Here is an 18,970-nt window from a genome sequence, read left to right on the forward strand (position 1 = left end):
CCAAATGTCAAACAGTTTGATTAGGCTAAATATTTGATATAAAAATGTACTCTCATTCACTATCCTCTGTCATCTTGACAACAGTAAATAATTAAGTTTGATTAATTATAAAAGTTAACTTGACTTATTTTTTATTTTAAAGTATATTAAACTCAAGGAGGTAGCTAATGATTCAAATTGAAAATATTAATGTGTCTTACCAACAGACATTGGCTCTGGATAATATCACCTTAAACTTGGAGGGACCTAGTATTACTGGGATTATTGGACCAAATGGTGCTGGTAAATCAACTCTAATTAAAGCATTAATTGGTATTATTCCTCACTCTGGAAAAATCCTTTTCAATAAACAACCTATTCGTCAGCAATTGAATCGTATTTCCTATGTTGCACAGAAGGCTGATATTGATTTTAACTTTCCGATTACTGTCAGAGAGTGCATCTCTCTAGGACTCTATCCCAAAACCAAGTTCTTTAAACGTCTATCTAAGAGTGATTGGTCTAAGGTCACAGATGCTTTAACACTACTTGGTCTAAATGATTTGGCCCATCGACAAATAAGCCAATTATCAGGAGGGCAATTTCAACGTGTTCTAATCGCTCGTTGTCTTGTACAAGAGGCTGATATTATTTTATTAGATGAACCCTTTGTAGGGATTGACTCTGTTAGCGAAGATATTATCATGAACACCTTGAGAGAACTTAGGGACAAAGGTAAGCTTATTCTTATTGTCCACCATGATTTGAGCAAAGTTCCTCATTATTTTGACCAAGTTATCCTCCTAAATCGTAAACTGATTGCTAGTGGGCCTACTAATCTTGTTTTTAATGAGGATAATCTCCGTAAAACCTACGGTAACAGTTTATTTTATAAAGGAGATGTAAATGATTTCTGAATTTATTGATGGTTTGCTAAATTTCCACTACTTACAAAATGCTCTTATAACGGCTTTAGTTATTGGAATTGTCGGAGGGGCTGTTGGTTGTTTTATTATTCTAAGAGGCATGTCGCTTATGGGTGATGCGATTTCACATGCGGTTTTACCCGGCGTAGCTACTTCCTTTATCTTGGGTATTAACTTTTTCATAGGAGCCATCATCTTTGGACTTTTAGCTTCTACAATGATTACCTATATCAAAAGCAATTCCATTATTAAGAGTGACACGGCAATTGGGATTACCTTTTCGAGCTTTCTAGCTCTCGGTATTATTCTCATCGGTGTTGCTAATAGTTCCACAGATCTCTTTCATATTCTCTTCGGGAATATTCTAGCTGTACAAGACATGGATATGTGGATAACGATTATCGTTTCACTTCTCGTACTAGCAACTATTACAATCTTCTTTCGCCCTCTACTCCTAACATCCTTTGATCCAATTTTGGCCAAGTCTATGGGAGTTAAGGTCACCTTCTACCACTACTTACTTATGGTTATTCTAACTTTGGTTTCTGTAACTGCCATGCAGAGTGTTGGCACTATTCTTATTGTGGCACTTTTAATTACACCGGCTGCCACTGCCTACCTTTATGTTCATAGCCTAAAAACAATGATTCTTCTCTCATCAGGATTGGGGGCTCTGGCATCTGTTCTAGGTCTTTTTATCGGCTATAGTTTTAATATTGCAGCTGGTTCGAGCATTGTATTAACGTCTGCTCTACTCTTTCTCATCAGCTTTTTCATCGCCCCAAAACAAAGTGGCATGAATAAAACTTCTAAACAATAAAAAATAGGATGAAAATAATATGAAAAAAATACTATCAACAATAGTACTACTACTTTTAGCGGTAGTTACTCTAACAGCTTGTACCAATAAACAAGGCAGTAACAAGGATAAATTACGAGTCGTTACGACCAATTCCATTATTGCTGATATCACCAAAAATATTGCCGGAGATAAAATCACTCTCCACAGTATTGTCCCCGTTGGTAAGGATCCTCACGAATACGAACCCCTTCCTGATGATGTAAAGAAGACATCGCAAGCTGACTTGATTTTTTACAACGGTATCAATTTAGAAACTGGTGGAAATGCTTGGTTTACTAAGTTAGTCAAGAATGCTCATAAGACAGAAAATAAAGATTATTTTGCAGTTAGTGATGGTGTTGAGGTAATTTACCTTGAAGGTCAATCAGAAAAAGGTAAGGAAGATCCCCACGCTTGGCTTAATCTGGAAAATGGGATTATTTATGCTCAAAATATTGCCAAGCAACTGATTGCTAAGGACCCTAAAAACAAGACCTACTACGAAAAGAATCTAAAATCCTATACTGACAAACTTAGTAAACTGGACCAAGAAGCTAAAGAGACATTTAACAAGATTCCCGATGAGAAAAAACTGATTGTCACTAGTGAAGGATGCTTCAAATACTTCTCTAAAGCCTATGGCATACCATCTGCCTACATCTGGGAAATCAATACAGAAGAAGAAGGCACACCAGACCAAATCAAAACACTCGTGGAAAAACTACGCCAAACAAAGGTACCAGCTCTCTTTGTCGAATCTAGTGTCGATGAACGCCCTATGAAAACAGTATCTAAGGATACCAATATTCCTATTTATGCAAAGATCTTTACAGATTCTATTGCTGAAAAAGGGCAAGACGGTGATAGCTACTACAACATGATGAAATATAATCTGGATAAAATCACCCAAGGCTTGAATCAGTAAAAATCTTATCTAAGAAATATTCTGTATTCTTATGATAAATCTGTTATACTAAGGTGAGACTATTTTCAAAGGAAGAGAAATGACACCTAACAAAGAAGACTACCTCAAATGTATCTATGAGATTGGTACTGAAGAAGGCAAAATAAGCAATAAGGAAATCGCAAACCGTATGCAGGTGTCTCCACCTGCTGTGACAGAAATGATTAAGAAATTAATTTCAGAAGACCTCATCATCAAAGACAAAGTCAAAGGCTATCTTCTAACGAAAACTGGTAAAATCAATGTCGCTGAACTCTATCGGAAACATCGCATCATCGAAGTCTTTTTGGTGGACCACTTGCAATATACTTGCGACCTAATTCATCAAGAGGCTGAAATTTTAGAGCATACTGTCTCTGATCACTTTATCAATGCCCTTGACCGCCTACTCAATTACCCCCAAACCTGTCCACACGGTGGGCAAATCCCCAAGTCAGGTCAGCTCATAGAGGAAATCTACAACCAGACTTTTACACAAGACCTAACTCCTGGAGACTATGTACTTCGTCGAGTTCAGGATCAAATTGATTTACTCCATTATTTGGAAACTGTCAGTCTTAAAATTGGAGTAACTTTTACCTTGAAAGGCTTTGACCCTTTTACACAACTCTACCGCCTGAATATTGATGGAAAAGAAATTCAAATTCCAGAAACTGTTGCTAGCAACCTTTATATTGAATCAAACTAAAAAAGCGAGGCTGATAAACACCCTTAGAAGTGTCATCAGTCTCACTTTTTTTACATTTGTTTCAAGCGTTCCACCCGTTCTGAAATTGGTGGGTGCGTATAAAAGAGCTTCTGCAAACCAGATTCCTTTTTAGGATCGTTGATATAGAGAGCTGCGCTAGCATCATCTACGTGATGTTGCATCGGTTCACTATGATCAAGTTTAAGCAGAGCATTAATCATACCTTGCGGGTTACGTGTTAATTCGACACTAGAAGCATCAGCTAGAAATTCACGCTGACGTGAAATAGCCAACTGAACCAGGGTAGCTGCCAAAGGCGCAAGAATAATGGCAATCAAGGAAATAATGAGAAGAATAATCTCCAAGCCACTACTTCCATTACGATCATCATCATTACGACGACGGCCTCCACCCCAGAACATCATATTGCGAGCCATACCAGCTAGCATGGTGATCGCAGATGCCAAGGCTACTGCAATAGTCGAAATACGGATGTCATAGTTACGAATATGGCTGACTTCGTGCCCTATGACCCCTTCAAGTTCCTCACGATTCATAACTGCAAGAAGACCTGTCGTAGCAGCCACAGCAGCATTTTTAGGGCTAGACCCCGTCGCAAAAGCATTCATTGAAGGATCATCGACAATAAAGACACGTGGCATCGGTATTTGTGCCACCATAGCCATATCTTCAACCACATGATAAAGGTTTGGAGCGGTTTGTTCATCAACCTCTCGTGCACCATTCATAGCCATAACGACATTGGTTGATTGGAAAATCATGGTAACGGCATAGATAAAACCGATAACTAGAGCAAGAATCAAACCACCGAAGCCTGAACCTAACCAAAGATAGCCGACACCGTAACCAACAAGGCCCAACAAGAGGAAAAAGACCAGGAGCAAAAGCCAAGTCTTTCTCTTATTTCGAGCAATCTGATCAAATAACATATTAGTTACCTAGTCCACTGAAATCAACCTTAGGAACAGCTTTTTCTTCTTCAGGTGTTTCAAGGAATTCAGCAGCCTTAAAGCTAAACATTTTAGCAATAACATTGCTTGGGAATGTTTCCAATTTCACATTGTAGTTACTTGTCACACTGTTATAAAGTTGACGTGAATAGGCAATTTTGTTTTCAGTGTTCGTCAACTCTTCTTGAAGCTGGCTGAAGTTTGCACTAGCCTTAAGGTCAGGGTAACTTTCAGCTACCGCAAAGATTCCAGAAACCTGGCGTGTCAATTCATCACTAGCACGCATAGCCTCTGCTGGTGAAGTCGCAGCTGCTACTTGATTACGAAGTTCTGCTACTTTTTCAAGCGTTGAACCTTCGTATTTTGCATATCCCTTAACAGTCTCAATCAAGTTAGGAAGAAGGTCATTACGACGTTTCAATTGAACATCAATTTGACTCCATGCCTCCTTAGTCTGCATACGGCTTTTAACCAAGCCGTTATAACTTGCAATAACAAAAATTACAAGAACAACGATAATGGCAATAATAATCCAAATCATATTTTTATTCCTTTCTTGTACTGAAAAAGAGTCAATTAACCTCTCTTTCAAGTATCTTTGATAGTCTCAGTATATCAAATTTTCAGATAAAAGTGGTAAAATGTGAGTCGTTTTACAAAAAAACTGGACAAGATGTCCAGCTTTTGTATTACTCTTTAGACGTGTGTCGTTTACCTTGGGCTAGGGCATCTGCTTCTGTCATTGTAACGACATTTGTTTTCTTGGTATTTTTTGGCATAGATAAAAAACACCCATTTTAATGGATGCTTCTTACCTACTATTTACCTGCTTTTTTACCTTGTTTTGTAAGGTAAACTGTAGATATACTTAGTGCTGCAGCAACTCCGACAAGAAGGAAGACCGTTGTCGTATTAGACTTACCTTTTTCTTTTGAAGTGCTAGCTTGGCTTTCAGAACTCTTGGCCACCTGTTTTGCCTCAGTTGCTTTATCAATACGAGCGACATTCTTAGGTGTGTCATCCTTCTTGCTTTCCGCCAATTCTGACAAATCACTGCTAATCTCTTTGGCAACACCTTCAGAGCTTGTAAGTGATGCCGCTTCTGAGGCTAATGTTTCAGAGGCCATAACCGCCATAACTTTACTTGCAATCATATCCACAGACTTCTCATTCAAAAGAGAATTATAGCGAATAGCTTCTGAGGCGAGCTGACTGCTTGTTACAGAGATTTTTAGGTCATTGTTATAAGCGACCTGACTATTTGGTGAGATGCTGACAACTTCAGATCTACGTGCTATTGTTGGAGATTCAGAAACTTTGACATCAACCTGACTTGTTGAACCTTTTTCAATAACTTCTGAAGAAACCTCACTTATCGGATCTTTTTGTGTGCTTTCTGAAGTTGGAGATTTCTCTGGGCTATCAGAAGTAATTGCTACGTCAACCTGACTAGTAGATGAAGCTACTGAAGTTTCCTCATTCTTTGGTGACTCAGAGGCTGGAGCGGTTGAGCTTGCCTCACTATTTGGTGTTTCTGAAACTGATGTCTCAGAGATCACTTCACTGTTAGATACTTCAGAAACTGGAGTGCTTGAACCTACCTCACTCTTTGGTGTTTCTGATGCTGAAGTTTCAGAAATTACTTCACTAGTTGATGCTTCAGAAACTGGAGTGCTTGAACCTACCTCACTCTTTGGTGTTTCTGAAACTGAAGTCTCGGAAATTACCTCACTGTTAGATACTTCGGAAACTGGGTCTGTTGAACTTTCCTCACTAGTCAATGCTTCGGAAACTGGGGCGCTTGAAGTTGCTTCACTTTTCGGTATTTCTGATGCTGAAGTTTCAGAAATTACTTCACTAGTTGAGGCTTCAGAAACTGGAGTGCTTGAACCTGCCTCACTCTTCGGTGCTTCAGAAACTGAAGTCTCGGAAATTACTTCACTGTTTGATACTTCAGAAACTGGAGTACTTGAACTTGCCTCACTCTTTGGTGTTTCTGATGCTGAAGTCTCAGAAACTACTTCACTAGTTGATGCTTCAGAAACTGGAGTACTTGAACCTGCCTCACTCTTTGGTGTTTCTGAAACTGAAGACTCTGAGATCACTTCACTAGTTGATGCTTCAGAAACTGGAGTGCTTGAACTTGCTTCACTCTTCAGTGCTTCAGAAACTGAAGTCTCGGAGACTGGATTATTGACAGGCTTTGGTTCAGGTTTTGTTGGAGAAACTGCTGAGACAGCCCCAACAATCGTCGCCTTATTGTCAATCGTATTATTAGATAAACGGATTTCTCCATTACCATTGTCACCCATCTCAAAGTTTTTGGTAATCACCGGCTCAGCCAAGGTATTCAATAGTTTATTATCATAGACATCGACATTCTTGATTGTTCCACGAACTTGTTGGAAATCAATGGCACCACGATGGAGCTTATAGAGGTCATTAGTTGTCCCTGAACGTAGAATGGTATTGTCATGAATCTTAATTCCAGAATCATTGAGGTCAAAATTGTGACCTGCAAAGACAGTGTTTACACGGATACCTGCTCCAGCAAAGACGTCCTTAATGAGGTTTCCTGAAATCTCATGCCCCTTACCACCAAAAATACCGATACCAGCAGCACGCCAACCTGATTCAATGGTGTTGTTAAGGAATTTATTATTTTCCTCAGCTGCGGCATTTGTCCCATCTGAAATACTTGACCAGATAGCCAAACCATCATCACCATTCCCACGGATATTAGAGTTTTTTACTGTTGAATTCTTGGTTCCTTGAGCAAAGTTAATACCATCAGCCAAGTTATTACGGATACGAGCATTTTCAACGACAAGACCATCCGTGTACTTCATATTTCCCGTTTGGTCATAGTCTCCAATCCACATACCAACTTCAAAATGTTGAACCCAGATGTCATGAATTTTCGAATCCTTGCCAAGTGTTCCCGAAATAGCCTTGTACTGTGCATCCTCGTTATAACGAGAGGTCAAGTTGGAATCCATATAAAGATTGCTCAACTCGATACCATTACTATTATGACCGAAGACAATCCCACCACCATAGCGTTTATCACTTGTGAAGTGCAGTTGTGTATGCCAAACACCAGCACCTGAAATCTTTAGATTATCGGCTTCGATATTAACTTGTTTGTCGAAATTGAAACGTCCCTCTGGAATATAGACAGATTTTCCGCTGGCTTTAGCTTCTTCAACAGCCGCAAGTAAGGCAGCTGTGTCATCACTATCATCATTGGCAGATGCACCCTTATCCACAATACTGATACTATTTTCACCTTGGGCAACTGGCGCTGGAGCCTGTTCTAGCTCAATAAAATCAATACCATAAGGGACATTGTCATCTTTCTTCTTAACCAGAGAAATCTTATCACCAGATTTCAATTGGATGTCCTTGAGGAGAAGACGTGTCTCATCAAAACGGAAACGTGCACTTGATCCATCAATAGCTTGATCATACTCATGGTCACCTTTAAGGTACTGCCATGCTGAGTGAGATGACAAATCAAGATTACCGACACTTGAACCATTAACCTGCACATCCAACTGACCTGATGCACCATCAGGTATTGTATAACGCACATTCAAAGCATTGGCTGGCTCGGTAACATTGAAGGTAACTGCTGCATCTTTTTTAGGAAGCTCAACATAAGTTTGGTTAGTCGCTTCTACAGCTGTAGATTCCATGTCCGTTGACTGTTGAATTGTAGCTCCATTTTCGACAGTCGCATTTTCTGCTTCATGAGTCGTGTAAGGCATTTTGGCACCGTAGGCATCCGTGCTATACTCCTTGCCTTGAGCTTGATCCTCAGTCGCATTGGTTAAAACATTTGCTGAAGTTTCTTGAGTTTGAGGGTTGCTTGCCTCAACCAATTGATCAATGGTCGGAGTCTGTTCAGCTGCTTGAACAGTTGTTACCTGAGGATGAACTGGAGCAATATTAGCAGGCTGTGACGCTTGCACAGTCTCAACTGATGCTGGTTCGGAAGTCGCCACTTGTGCCCTTGAGGCTGTTTGAGGTGTCTGTGCCTGATTTGAGGCATCAGTCAAATCACCAATCGATTGTGCCTCATCAGCCTGAGCTGCTTGCCCATTGGCAAGAGCCATAAAGCCAATCAAAGCTGATGCTGCCCCAATGGAATATTTACGGATGCTGTACTTTGGTTTCGTTTTTCTTTCTTTAAACAAGTCTATTCTCCTGATACTTTTTTTCACAATCTCTCTATCTTAGGACCAAGCCGTCCTTTGAAAGAAAATAAAGATTCCCTCATATTAAATATTGTTAATAATGCTGTTGTTTTTCTTATTAAAAACAAACCAAAGTAAATTATAAGGGATGAAAAAGTAAAAAAAAAGGCTAGGCTATCCATTTTAACAAGGCCTTAACAAAATTGTCATATTAGAAAGTTCAGTCATTCACGTCTAAATTATAGTCTAAAAATGTCGCACAAAAAGGTGATTTCTTTCACGTGTAAGAAAGAAAAGACTCTAAATTTCCATAAAGGCTTATTTAGCAAGAGTTATCGGCCAAAACTATCAAAATGTTTTAAATCTGTTTTCTCAGATTTCTGTCAAACGTTTGACAGTCTTTTTTAATTTTACGCTTCAAAGTATTATTTTCCGAATGTTTTAGTATTACAAATGTTAAACACCCAAAAATAAAAAAAGAGACAATAATCTGTCTCTGATTTTTCAAAAAAATAACTAACCTAACTAGATTTTACGATAACATTGCCTCTAGTTCTTCAAGCGACAGACCAGTCACATCTGATACCACTTCTAGAGATAAGCCTTTTGAGAGCATCTTACGAATCAACTCTAAACGCTCCTCATGACGACCTCGTTCCAAACCTTCTTCACGCGCTTCATCAATTGCTGTCTCCATAGTCATGTCATAATTTTCTTGAATACGTATGCGTTCATCAATCATCGCCTTTTCCTCCTATCGGTTGGCTCTTACGATAACAAACCATCTAATTCTTCAAGCGATAGACCAGTCACATCTGAGACAACTTCTAGAGATAGGCCTTTTGACAGCATCTTACGAATCATTTCTAGTTGTCCCTCATAACGACCTCGCTCTAGTCCCTGCTCTAACCCTTTCTCTATACCTTCTTCACGCGCTTCATCAATTGCTGTTTCCATGGTCATGTCATAATTTTCTTGAATACGTATGCGTTCATCAATCATCGCCTTTTCCTCCTGTGTCCAGCTGGATGAATCCAGTAATGAATCGGCATGCGTGACCGCGTGACTAGGTGCCATTGAAAATGGGAGATTTCCAAAGAACTCTAGCCACTGCCGCCCTTCATCCCTAATATGCTTATCTTTATTATACTTATCCAACTCTAAAAAGGCAATCTGAAGAAGGTTCTGCTGTTTCCCATCCTTATAGTAAGCATTCAAAGGCCTCCCCGTCCTACTATTGGCCATCCAATAAGTATTAATCGGGGACTCCTCATCTGGCAACAAGGTCTTCTCCAAGATAGCAATACCATAGACCGGCTCCATCTGCTCATACATCTTATGCGTCTGCCCTTGTTGGCGTAATTGTTGCACATTTTCTACTAGCTGGTTAGCCAAATAATAATGAAAACGATTGAGAAAATAATGCTGCTTACGCACCTGAATCTCAATGATAACCTCAGTTCCATCATTCAACTTGGCTCGAACATCCACCGAGGTTGAAAAGAGCTCATCCTCATCAAAGTCCTTCTTATGAAGCTGTGTTCCCTCCAAAATCTGGGCATCCACAACATCCAAATCCAAAATATCTCGAATAAATGCCACCGTCACCTCAGGCAGGCTAAAAATCTTCTTAGCCATGATATCCAAGGTCGGTGAGACATGCTTATGTCTTTTTTCCATTTACATCTCCTCAATTAAAAATAGAGGGTTGGTCCCTCTACTTCAATTATTCGGAAAAAGTAAATGAAAGATGGCAACTACCCCTTAAATGCTTCCACAAAAGCCTTGAGTTCTTCGTCTGCTTCTTTGGTCGTTCCATGAAGCTGACCAAGCATGTCGAGAAGGGACGCTGTCTGACTTTCGATTGTCGCATTGGTCTGATTAATCTTAGCCACAATCTCAGTCAAGGGCTCCACTTCCTCTTCCTCAAAGGTATCCACATAGCGAGGAATATTAAGGTTGTAGTCATTTTCCACAATCTCTTCGAAGCTAGCCAGATGGGCAAACTTGTCCATATCCTCACGGCTCTTATAGGCATTGAGAATCTTCTCAATATGGGCATCCGTCATGATATTCTGGTTCTTGCCCTTATCAAACTCCTTAGAGGCATCGATAAAGTAAACATCACGATTGGTGCGGTTCTTTTTAAGAATGATAACCGTCGTTGGAATACTGGTGTTAAAGAAGATATTAGCAGGCAGACCAATAACCGTATCAATAGCACCCTCTTCTAACAAAGCCTTACGAATAGTCCCTTCAGCATTACCACGGAAGAGGACCCCGTGAGGTAGGACAATGGCCATAACACCATTGTCTTGTTTCAAGTGATAGTAACCATGCAAAAGGAAGGCAAAATCGGCCTTAGATTTAGGTGCTAGTTTCCCAAATGGTGAGAAGCGAGGATCATCCATGAAACCTGAGCTAGCAGACCACTTGGCTGAATAAGGTGGGTTCATGAGAACACCGTCAAAGTTAGTTGGCTCTTGGGTTGGCCAATCCTCATCCAATGTATCAGCGTTGTGTAAAAACTGATTTTCAATCGGCACACCATGCAGAATCATGTTCATACGTGCCAGGTTATAAGTTGAGGTATTGAGCTCCTGACCAAAGTAAACCACAGTCTGTGGTTGACGTGAATAGCGTTTGGCATTAAGCAAGAGCGATCCTGACCCCATAGTCGCATCGTAAAGGGTAAAACCTTGCTTGTCCTCACGTCCTGAAAAAGCAATCTGCGTCATAAGCTTGGCAACAGGTTGTGGCGTATAGAACTCACCAGCTTTTTTACCCGAATCCGTCGCAAACTGACCGATCAAGTACTCATAAGCATCCCCCAACATATCACCAGCATGACCTGCCACATCTAGGACTGCCAACTCTTTCATCACAGCCGCAACCGTCTGGTTTTGCTTTTGAGGAGTCGCTCCAAGTTTCTTAGAGTAGAGGTCAATGTCTTCAAAAAGGTTTTCATAAAGCTCGTCGCTCTGCTCAATATCACGGAAGCCCTGAGCCAAGTCCTCTAGCTGAAAGCTTCCATCGTTCACTCGCTCCACTAAAGCCGTAAAGGTCAAGTCAGGATGAATGGCATAGCTCATCTCATCAGTGATGACTGCTAAGAGATCCTCGTGAGTCTCCTCATCCTCGTAGTATTTACGATAGACTGCCAGTGCCTCTTCCAAGCTTTCTGTCTCTTCCTCCATGGTCTCTGCCACGAAAAAGAGCATCTTGTCCGACAAATACTTGTAAAAGACCATACCCAAGAGATAAGACTTGTAGTCGTTGGCATCCATCTTAGAGCGGAGCACGTCCGCTGAGTTCCACAGGGCTTGATAAAGCGACTGGGAGGTTTGTGTTGTTTCCATAGTAATTCTTTCTGATTTCTTTTAGACCTTTTCTTGTTCCAGTGGGACGACAGCGAGGGTCTTGCCCAGACTAGCTAAGACTTTCAAAACCGTGTCCAATTGAGGACTGGTCTTTCCTGTCTCCATCCGAGCGATGACCGGTTGACTGACCCCACTTAGTTCTTCTAGTTTCTTTTGGCTAATGCCCTTTTCATGCCGAGCCTCGATCAGCTCAGTCATAATCGCGACCCGCAGATCACTTTCCAGGATTTCTTCCTTAGTGAAGAGCTCTGCTCTCACATCCTTCCAATTGCTTCCGATGGCACTATTGTTCATCTCTTAGCCCTCTTTCTTTCAAATCTTGCAACTCCCGCTTGGCTTTCTCGATCTCTCGTCTGGGCGTCTTTTGCGTCTTTTTGACAAAATGATGCAGTAAGACAAAGCTCCCATCCAACCAAGCCACGAATAAAATCCGATTCCGCAAGGGCCTCAACTCCCAAATCTCCGCATCCAGATGCTTGATATAGGGGTGGCCAGCACGAGTTCCATGCTGGCTCAAAAGTTCAATATAGTCGTTGAGCTTGTTGAGTTTGAACCGGCAGTCCTTATTATCGCGACGAGCTAACTCCCTCATGTAGTCCAAGACCGGTTGATTCCCTTGTTTGTCCTTATAAAAATAAATAGCGTGCACAAAGCAACCTCTTTTCGAATTAATTATAACTCCAAAGTTATTAAAAGTAAATACTTTTAAGCTATTAAGAACTAAGGAGCACCCTTTGAAAGTTTCAAAGGGACTCACTTATACTATTCGAAAAAGGATGTGCTGAGGAATGCTGATAAGGATCTTTTTTGAAGGTTAGATAAACATATCTTGTAAGAGTTTTTTTTATAACTTAGAAATTTAAAAATGAAATTTTAGTCTATTTTTTCTTTCTTTTAAGCTTTCTTGTGCCTGCTTCAACCTTATCAGCATTTTTCTTAGTTTCTAATTTTTCATTAAATACTGTTTTATCAATAATTGTCTTGATTAAATTATCAAGTTCTGTTCCTTCTGAATAATCTGCTGGCACAAAATAATCAATACGACTATCACGAGTCATTTTGTGAACTTTAGTTCTGTCATTAGTTTTTGGATTGAATACACCGATAGAATAGCCTCCTCGCATTTTAACTAATTTCATACAGGGGATATCAGTATCACTATCACCCAGATAAATCATATTTCTAAAAGGAACTCGTAAATCACTCTCTGGGAAAAATTCATTGACTGCAGAGTCATTTACATCCAGAACACCTTTGGTGATTCGAAATAGGAATTGCGTCTTATTGGTGTAATTCACTACTTGAGCTGGCCAGACTGCAACCCCATTTTCATCACAATAAAAAGAAGTCGCATAAATTTTCTTAAAAGCTCCTTTTTTAGCAATAGAAGTCCCCTCTATCATTTCTTTCAAACCCGATGAAATAATATAGTGCTCAACAGTTACACCTCGTTCTTCCCCATACTTTCTGATCCGTTCAAACCAGCCTTCAACCCCATCGAATAATGCTACTTCTGAACCAAACCTAGCTAGTTCAGTTTTTGTGAATAAAACTTTTCCTGCAGATTCTGTTTTCATAGTATACATATAAGCTAGATTTTGGTCCATATCATTATTATAGGCAAAACTATTTGACTTTTTCCAAAAATCTCCAATTTCATAACCTAGCTTCTGGATAAACCCTTGAGCTTGCATATCATCAGGAGACAGAGTTTTATCAAAATCATAACAAATGGCTACAACTGGTTTATCATCTTTAGTGAGACGATTAGATTTTATTTTTGACATAAGGCTATTCTCCTTTTTATATAAACATATCCTGCAAGAGTTTCTTTTTCAAATTCTCAAGCTGAGTAATTTTTTCTTGGTGAGAGTTGATGAGGTTATCGAGATTAGAGAAATAGGAGCCGATTGCACGTTGTTCCTCTAGTTCTTTAGGTACTACTAATCTAGTGTTGAAAAAATCAACAGGCGTAATGTTTAATAATCCATGATTTCGTGCTCCCTCAGCAGCACACATAGAGACCTCTCGATGCCACTTATCACTCTCATAATAATGAGCAAGATAGTCCGAATCAACATCTACTGCTTTAAAAAGAATGTACAAAGTAGATAATACTCCATTCTCATACTTATCAAGACGCTTTATTGCTCCTAAGGGATAACCTGTCGAATAGCTTTTATTATATGCAAACTCCCCTTTTTTTATAAGATAATATCCACTTACATCTTTCGAAGCTATCTTTTTCTGAAAGAATTCCTCCTGATCTATCAAACCGAATTGAGCCGATATCGTTAAGGCTCTTTCTGATACTAAATCATTATTCTTTCGTGTCACACGTTTAGATATGTCCTTTAATCTTTTTTCAACCCACTCACCTTCAAATCCATCCAAACGTATCTCAGGGACTGTCTGTCCAGCTTTGGGAAACATCTTGGAAAGCATGGTCACCTTTAGAGCTTGATAGTTAGCGAGATTATCCTTGTAGCTTGCTAGAAGGTCGTCGAGGGTGCAGAAAAGAGAGCCGATGGCGGATTGTTCGGATATACTTGGAAGAGTTATTGGAGTTTCTAAAATGTTTTTATTGTACAACCGCTTAATAGTTGTTCCTTCAACACCTTGCCATTTTACTATGGCGTAAAAATGTTTGAGAAAAGAATTATCTATTCGTCCATCATGTTTTAACCAGACGATATTTGAATCTTGAAAATATGCCTCTTCCCCTTGATATTCTACTGTTCGACCGATGCTTCCTGAAGCAGAAATCAAAATATCTCCAATTTTAGGATATGGATATTTTGATTTATACTCCTCAAATTTGTCACGTGTTATGAACGAATCTGGTTTACCACCAAAAGTGCCAATTTTATAAAATGGAACCTCTCCAACTTCGGATGTTTCCTCCTTAAAAATTCGCTTATTCATGGCAACTGTTCCTAAATTTCCTAATTTATCAGATTTCCAACCATCACCAAAATGTTTAAATCTAATTTTTGGAATCTTTCTGTTAACCATACCTTAACTAAACTCCTTCAAAATTCCTATTGATATATTAATCTTCAAAATCAATATCTTCTTCAGCAATATTATAGATATCTATCATTGTCTTGATATCAATTCTGTTGACGAGCCATCCACGCATCGAACATTGACTTATAAAATCTGAAATCCTATTTACACCCTTTATTTCTTTCAATGTTACAACTATTCCAAACCTAAGATTCTTTCCATCTCCATTATTAAGTCTTTCCTTAGTTTTAAGACTAAATCCCCATAAACCATTTTCATATGCTTTTTTCGCACGACCATTAGTTTTTACATATTCTACTATAGACTTAATATTATCCCACTTTCTATACATGCCTCTAGCTTCTTTTTCTGGTAGAGCTACATTATCATTTTGTTTATTATCATTCACAGTAACAATTTTCTTTCCGTTTAGTCTTCCAAAATAAATATCTAATTCTGTATTCGTATAATCCACTCCTTGATTTCTAGAACACTTAGGAAAATAACATAATGTTGCCTTAGCTATATAAGGATGCTTTTCGTCAACAATAGGAACCGGAAGGTTATAATTATATGTATCATACATGAGAGACTCACCTGATAAAACAAATTTAATCTCGTCATCCGTTGTATTAAGTACATTTTCAATTCTTCGAGGTACTACACCATAACCAATTAAATTAGAGGAAATATTTGGTTTAACCCAAGATATAGCAGAATCAATAATTAAAGCTTTTGCTACTTCTCTACTTAAACCAATTTTATGAATCAAATATGCCGCTTTTCTCGTAATCCAAGGTGCTGCAAAAGACGTCCCTGACACAAAGTATTCTCCATTAGGCATACAAACTCTCATTTTATCTTTCTTGTCTCCACCGTAATAAGAAATATCAGGCTTATTAAAAAAAGATAAAACATTGCCCTCTCTAGAATATGTGGCCGGTTTATTATTTTTATCAACTGCATTCACAACTAAAGAATTAATTGAATCCGCTGGTGCACCTATTTTCATTCCATCTTTATCACTTATTCTTTTATTAGTTCCTGCCACTATAAATAACACATCATATTCAAACTGAATTTCATCTAATAAAGCTGCTTCGGGTGAAATAAAGTTATTTTGAATTTCCAATGCCGAACCCAACGATAAATTCCATACTTTTATATCTCTATTCTCTGCAACAATTTCTTTAATTGACTTAAGTACAGAAAACGAACTAAACTTACTACCTCTCGCAACTCCAAAGTGTTTTACTCGAAAACGACCACAACCATCATCTAATTCTGGATTAATTGAGGAACCATCAACTATTAATGAAGATACTGCCGTTCCATGTTCATAATCAGATCGTTCAATAGGAATTTCTGAATCTACCTTATCCTGAAATGTAACCCACTCAGAAAAATACACACTATTGTCAAACATCGTATCTATTACTCCAACTACAGGCTCATCAGTAGGAGAAGGAATTGACATAGTTTGCTCACTATTAAACAACTCACAGTTTTGGAGGTCTAATTTCGAGATATCAGTAGTAGCCATGGCAATTAGATAAGGAGCTTTTTCATTTAAAATTGTTAACTGATCAGGCGTCAATAATATTGTTGCTCCATCTATTATTCTATAATCAGGAACATTTAAACCAATTCTTTTCAGTAGTTCTGATGTTGGTATATTAATATCAAAAATACTAATTATTGATGTGCTCAGTTCATCAAGTTCATTTTGAGGTATTCCAAAATTCTCAATTGAACTAACATCTACAACAGTTTGTAAGAATCGAGTCTTAGAAATTCCACTCGGTTCGTAACTAATCTTTTTATCACTTATTGAATTTAATGTTTCTGTTGAAATTTCACCATCAAAATCATTTACAAGTATAGAAGCAACCGTATTAAGCTTATTAATTGTTTCATCTAAAACTTCTAAATCTACATAATACGTAATAACATGCTTTTTTTTATTAGAATCGCTTTCAAAAAACTTTGCCCCAACAATACAGTCATTGGGTTGAACTTTATTACTTTTTTTAAAAAGCTCCTTCACCCTTCTACTTTTTGCCACAACATCTACATAGGTTGTTGATATTAAGGCTCCTTCAAAATAAGGAACTTTAAGCCAGTATTTTTTTAATGACCCTAACTCTTTTTTTAATTTTAATAATTTCTCACTACTTACTTTTTGATTGGCCAACAATTTTGGAGAACCAGGTCGATTACTGCTTGATTTTTGTTCAAAACGACCTTTTAATTGCAACAATTCGTTCATTACTTACTCTCCTTTTAATTCTCTTGAAACCTGGCTTTTTGATATTCCTTTTAAGATTTCAATTTCTCGCACCGTAAAACCAAGTGTTTTCAGTTCATCAATTGAAACTTCATCTATAGATTTATATGCATTTGAAAATATCCGTCTAAAATAATCATACTTATCAGTTAAACTGCTAAAAGCCACTGAACTTTTTAAAATATTCTTTAGCTCTCCTGGATAAGGAATCGGATTCATCAATGAGATAACCTTTCTCAACAATTTACTATTTTTCCCAGATTGTTTAAAATCTCTCAGTATATCGCTGATTAGAACCTCAGATATTTCTAATAAATCTTCTTGACTATAATTATTAAAATTAATAACCGCATCAAATCGTCTAATTAAAGCCTTATCAAAAACGTCAAATAGATTTGTAGTAGCAATTAGAACGATTTCATCATTTAATGAGTCCAATCCCTTTAGTATAGACGAGGTAGCTCTTCCCATTTCTCTCAAGTCATTCGAATCTAACCTATTCAAAGCAATTGCATCTATTTCATCAAATAGCACGACTACTTTGTCTGGTTTAGAAAAACTATTAATTTCCTTGAAAAGTGAAGCAATGTTCTTTGACGTCTGACCTAGCTTACTATCAACTATTGATTCAAAATCCACAATATAGAGTTCTCGATCCAAAAGTCTTGCTATTTGTTTTGTGGTTTCCGTTTTACCAGTACCCGGCGCACCTTCAAATAAAAACTTATTAACACCAATATTCCTTCGAACAGCATTCACAATACCAATTATATTTTTGGAAATAGAATCTGGTAATGGCAATGCCTCAGGACTTAGTAATGAAACCTTTCTTAACGATTCAAAATTTTCTTCATTAATTTGTGGAACAAAAGTATTTGCATCTGATAGGAGTGCCATTATGTATTCAGCTAGTTGATAGTCCCCATTTTTATCAAAGGACTTTGCAATTTCATAAGCCTCCGTTCTAAATCCTATTTCATTTTTTTCTGAAAAGTATTTAATTAAGTTGATAACTTGTTTCTTTTTCATAACTAAACTCCTTTTTATTATCTATTATCATTATATCACTTAGGGACAGAAATAACAATAATGGGACAACATTTAAAAAATAAAGTATCACACAATATGTGTAATACTTTCACCTTAATAGACTATATAATTCAAAAAGTTTACATTACCTCTGACTTGACCTTTTCCCATTCCTGTTTTATATAATTTGAAAACTCAATAGAAATATAATCTAGTAATACTTTATATTGGTCAGATATATTCTCTTGTTTCAATTGTTTACAACTAGGTGTAAATTCAATAAAAGTAGTATTCTTATAAGAGTACTCCAATTTTTCTTCTAAATAAATAATTAATTCTTCGAAAGTATTTCTAATCTCGATATTTCTTCCATCACTATCTATTTCAGGAAAATAAGAAATCAATTGATAATAATTTGACCACAAATTCCCTCTCAACAGATTAAATATTTTGTCAAAATTCTTTTCTTTATCAAACTCGTTTAGAAACAGTAATTCATTATGAAATTCCGTACTTAACTTTAAAAAGTTTGTGTAGATATTTCTAACTTCTTTAATCCATTGAACCCGAGAACTTGCTATTATTTGGGCCCTCATTTGAGCTTTATTATTTATAATAGTTACAAACACATTAACAACTGAAGTAAATGCTGCAACTCCTGCAAATATACTAGTCCAACTCATTTATTCCTCCTTAG

16 protein-coding genes and 2 pseudogenes are annotated in these 18,970 nt (G+C 37.8%); 4 read left to right on the top strand and 14 right to left on the bottom strand.

Features of this window, described 5'->3' with window-relative positions:
• Positions 1 to 167: 167 nt before the first annotated feature.
• The 4 genes from H7T93_RS00805 to H7T93_RS00820 all read left to right on the top strand — a co-directional run bounded on the left by H7T93_RS00805 (position 168) and on the right by H7T93_RS00820 (position 3,398).
• On the top strand, positions 168 to 896 hold the full coding sequence (locus tag H7T93_RS00805) for a metal ABC transporter ATP-binding protein (protein WP_002890643.1): 729 nt from the start codon (positions 168 to 170) through the stop codon (positions 894 to 896).
• Positions 886 to 1,725 carry a metal ABC transporter permease gene (locus H7T93_RS00810; RefSeq protein WP_021147014.1) on the top strand — a complete coding sequence of 280 codons (840 nt, stop codon included), beginning with the start codon at positions 886 to 888 and terminating at the stop codon, positions 1,723 to 1,725. Before H7T93_RS00805 ends, H7T93_RS00810 begins: the two co-directional genes overlap by 11 nt.
• A gap of 19 nt (positions 1,726 to 1,744) precedes the next feature.
• Complete coding sequence (locus H7T93_RS00815; protein ID WP_201041577.1) at positions 1,745 to 2,671, top strand: metal ABC transporter substrate-binding protein; 927 nt, start codon at positions 1,745 to 1,747, stop codon at positions 2,669 to 2,671.
• Positions 2,672 to 2,750: 79 nt separating this feature from the next.
• Complete coding sequence (locus H7T93_RS00820) at positions 2,751 to 3,398, top strand: metal-dependent transcriptional regulator (RefSeq protein ID WP_084914715.1); 648 nt, start codon at positions 2,751 to 2,753, stop codon at positions 3,396 to 3,398.
• 50 nt (positions 3,399 to 3,448) lie between these two features.
• On the opposite strand, the gene htpX is transcribed toward H7T93_RS00820, so the two are convergent.
• The 14 genes and pseudogenes from htpX to H7T93_RS00890 all read right to left on the bottom strand — a co-directional run bounded on the left by htpX (position 3,449) and on the right by H7T93_RS00890 (position 18,956).
• Positions 3,449 to 4,348: a zinc metalloprotease HtpX gene (htpX, locus tag H7T93_RS00825; protein ID WP_002884129.1), complete on the bottom strand. Its 900-nt coding sequence runs from the start codon at positions 4,346 to 4,348 to the stop codon at positions 3,449 to 3,451.
• A 1-nt stretch (position 4,349) separates the two neighbouring features.
• Positions 4,350 to 4,910, bottom strand: a complete 561-nt coding sequence (locus H7T93_RS00830; protein WP_002884070.1) for a LemA family protein — start codon at positions 4,908 to 4,910, stop codon at positions 4,350 to 4,352.
• Between the two features lie 148 nt (positions 4,911 to 5,058).
• Positions 5,059 to 5,151: pseudogene (locus H7T93_RS10020) on the bottom strand (streptodornase); the annotation flags it as partial.
• A gap of 36 nt (positions 5,152 to 5,187) precedes the next feature.
• The gene (locus H7T93_RS00840) at positions 5,188 to 8,568 is read right to left on the bottom strand and encodes a YSIRK-type signal peptide-containing protein (protein WP_201041578.1); all 3,381 of its coding nucleotides are present in this window, start codon (positions 8,566 to 8,568) and stop codon (positions 5,188 to 5,190) included.
• A gap of 532 nt (positions 8,569 to 9,100) precedes the next feature.
• Entirely contained in the window at positions 9,101 to 9,310 is a 210-nt protein-coding gene (locus H7T93_RS00845; RefSeq protein ID WP_004182748.1) for a hypothetical protein, read from the bottom strand.
• A 26-nt stretch (positions 9,311 to 9,336) separates the two neighbouring features.
• Positions 9,337 to 10,248, bottom strand: coding sequence for an Rpn family recombination-promoting nuclease/putative transposase (locus H7T93_RS00850; RefSeq protein ID WP_004182749.1), 912 nt, complete (start codon positions 10,246 to 10,248; stop codon positions 9,337 to 9,339).
• Positions 10,249 to 10,325: 77 nt separating this feature from the next.
• Complete coding sequence (locus H7T93_RS00855; RefSeq protein ID WP_195519912.1) at positions 10,326 to 11,927, bottom strand: type I restriction-modification system subunit M; 1,602 nt, start codon at positions 11,925 to 11,927, stop codon at positions 10,326 to 10,328.
• A gap of 21 nt (positions 11,928 to 11,948) precedes the next feature.
• Positions 11,949 to 12,242, bottom strand: a complete 294-nt coding sequence (locus tag H7T93_RS00860; protein WP_004182751.1) for a helix-turn-helix domain-containing protein — start codon at positions 12,240 to 12,242, stop codon at positions 11,949 to 11,951.
• On the bottom strand, positions 12,232 to 12,597 hold the full coding sequence (locus H7T93_RS00865; protein WP_195519911.1) for a type II toxin-antitoxin system RelE/ParE family toxin: 366 nt from the start codon (positions 12,595 to 12,597) through the stop codon (positions 12,232 to 12,234). The genes H7T93_RS00860 and H7T93_RS00865 overlap by 11 nt, the downstream gene beginning before the upstream one ends.
• Positions 12,598 to 12,859: 262 nt before the next feature.
• Positions 12,860 to 13,735 (bottom strand): annotated as a pseudogene (locus tag H7T93_RS00870) (HAD family hydrolase); the annotation flags it as partial.
• A gap of 16 nt (positions 13,736 to 13,751) precedes the next feature.
• Positions 13,752 to 14,963, bottom strand: coding sequence for a restriction endonuclease subunit S (locus tag H7T93_RS00875; protein ID WP_195519909.1), 1,212 nt, complete (start codon positions 14,961 to 14,963; stop codon positions 13,752 to 13,754).
• 37 nt (positions 14,964 to 15,000) lie between these two features.
• On the bottom strand, positions 15,001 to 17,226 hold the full coding sequence (locus H7T93_RS00880) for a S8 family peptidase (RefSeq protein ID WP_195519908.1): 2,226 nt from the start codon (positions 17,224 to 17,226) through the stop codon (positions 15,001 to 15,003).
• 3 nt (positions 17,227 to 17,229) lie between these two features.
• Positions 17,230 to 18,273 carry an ATP-binding protein gene (locus tag H7T93_RS00885; protein WP_195519907.1) on the bottom strand — a complete coding sequence of 348 codons (1,044 nt, stop codon included), beginning with the start codon at positions 18,271 to 18,273 and terminating at the stop codon, positions 17,230 to 17,232.
• 140 nt (positions 18,274 to 18,413) lie between these two features.
• Positions 18,414 to 18,956, bottom strand: coding sequence for a hypothetical protein (locus tag H7T93_RS00890; RefSeq protein ID WP_195519906.1), 543 nt, complete (start codon positions 18,954 to 18,956; stop codon positions 18,414 to 18,416).
• Between the last annotated feature and the right edge of the window lie 14 nt (positions 18,957 to 18,970).

The sequence above is a fragment of the Streptococcus sp. 9.1 genome (assembly GCF_016648815.1).
GTDB lineage: Bacteria > Bacillota > Bacilli > Lactobacillales > Streptococcaceae > Streptococcus > Streptococcus salivarius_E.

Excerpts from the sequence above, each read along its gene's own strand:
- H7T93_RS00805 (WP_002890643.1), top strand. The coding sequence starts at position 168 with ATGATTCAAATTGAAAATATTAATGTGTCTTACCAACAGACATTGGCT.
- H7T93_RS00810 (WP_021147014.1), top strand. The coding sequence starts at position 886 with ATGATTTCTGAATTTATTGATGGTTTGCTAAATTTCCACTACTTACAA.
- H7T93_RS00815 (WP_201041577.1), top strand. The coding sequence starts at position 1,745 with ATGAAAAAAATACTATCAACAATAGTACTACTACTTTTAGCGGTAGTT.
- H7T93_RS00820 (WP_084914715.1), top strand. The coding sequence starts at position 2,751 with ATGACACCTAACAAAGAAGACTACCTCAAATGTATCTATGAGATTGGT.
- htpX (WP_002884129.1), bottom strand. The coding sequence starts at position 4,348 with ATGTTATTTGATCAGATTGCTCGAAATAAGAGAAAGACTTGGCTTTTG.
- H7T93_RS00830 (WP_002884070.1), bottom strand. The coding sequence starts at position 4,910 with ATGATTTGGATTATTATTGCCATTATCGTTGTTCTTGTAATTTTTGTT.
- H7T93_RS00845 (WP_004182748.1), bottom strand. The coding sequence starts at position 9,310 with ATGATTGATGAACGCATACGTATTCAAGAAAATTATGACATGACTATG.
- H7T93_RS00850 (WP_004182749.1), bottom strand. The coding sequence starts at position 10,248 with ATGGAAAAAAGACATAAGCATGTCTCACCGACCTTGGATATCATGGCT.
- H7T93_RS00855 (WP_195519912.1), bottom strand. The coding sequence starts at position 11,927 with ATGGAAACAACACAAACCTCCCAGTCGCTTTATCAAGCCCTGTGGAAC.
- H7T93_RS00860 (WP_004182751.1), bottom strand. The coding sequence starts at position 12,242 with ATGAACAATAGTGCCATCGGAAGCAATTGGAAGGATGTGAGAGCAGAG.
- H7T93_RS00875 (WP_195519909.1), bottom strand. The coding sequence starts at position 14,963 with ATGGTTAACAGAAAGATTCCAAAAATTAGATTTAAACATTTTGGTGAT.
- H7T93_RS00880 (WP_195519908.1), bottom strand. The coding sequence starts at position 17,226 with ATGAACGAATTGTTGCAATTAAAAGGTCGTTTTGAACAAAAATCAAGC.
- H7T93_RS00885 (WP_195519907.1), bottom strand. The coding sequence starts at position 18,273 with ATGAAAAAGAAACAAGTTATCAACTTAATTAAATACTTTTCAGAAAAA.
- H7T93_RS00890 (WP_195519906.1), bottom strand. The coding sequence starts at position 18,956 with ATGAGTTGGACTAGTATATTTGCAGGAGTTGCAGCATTTACTTCAGTT.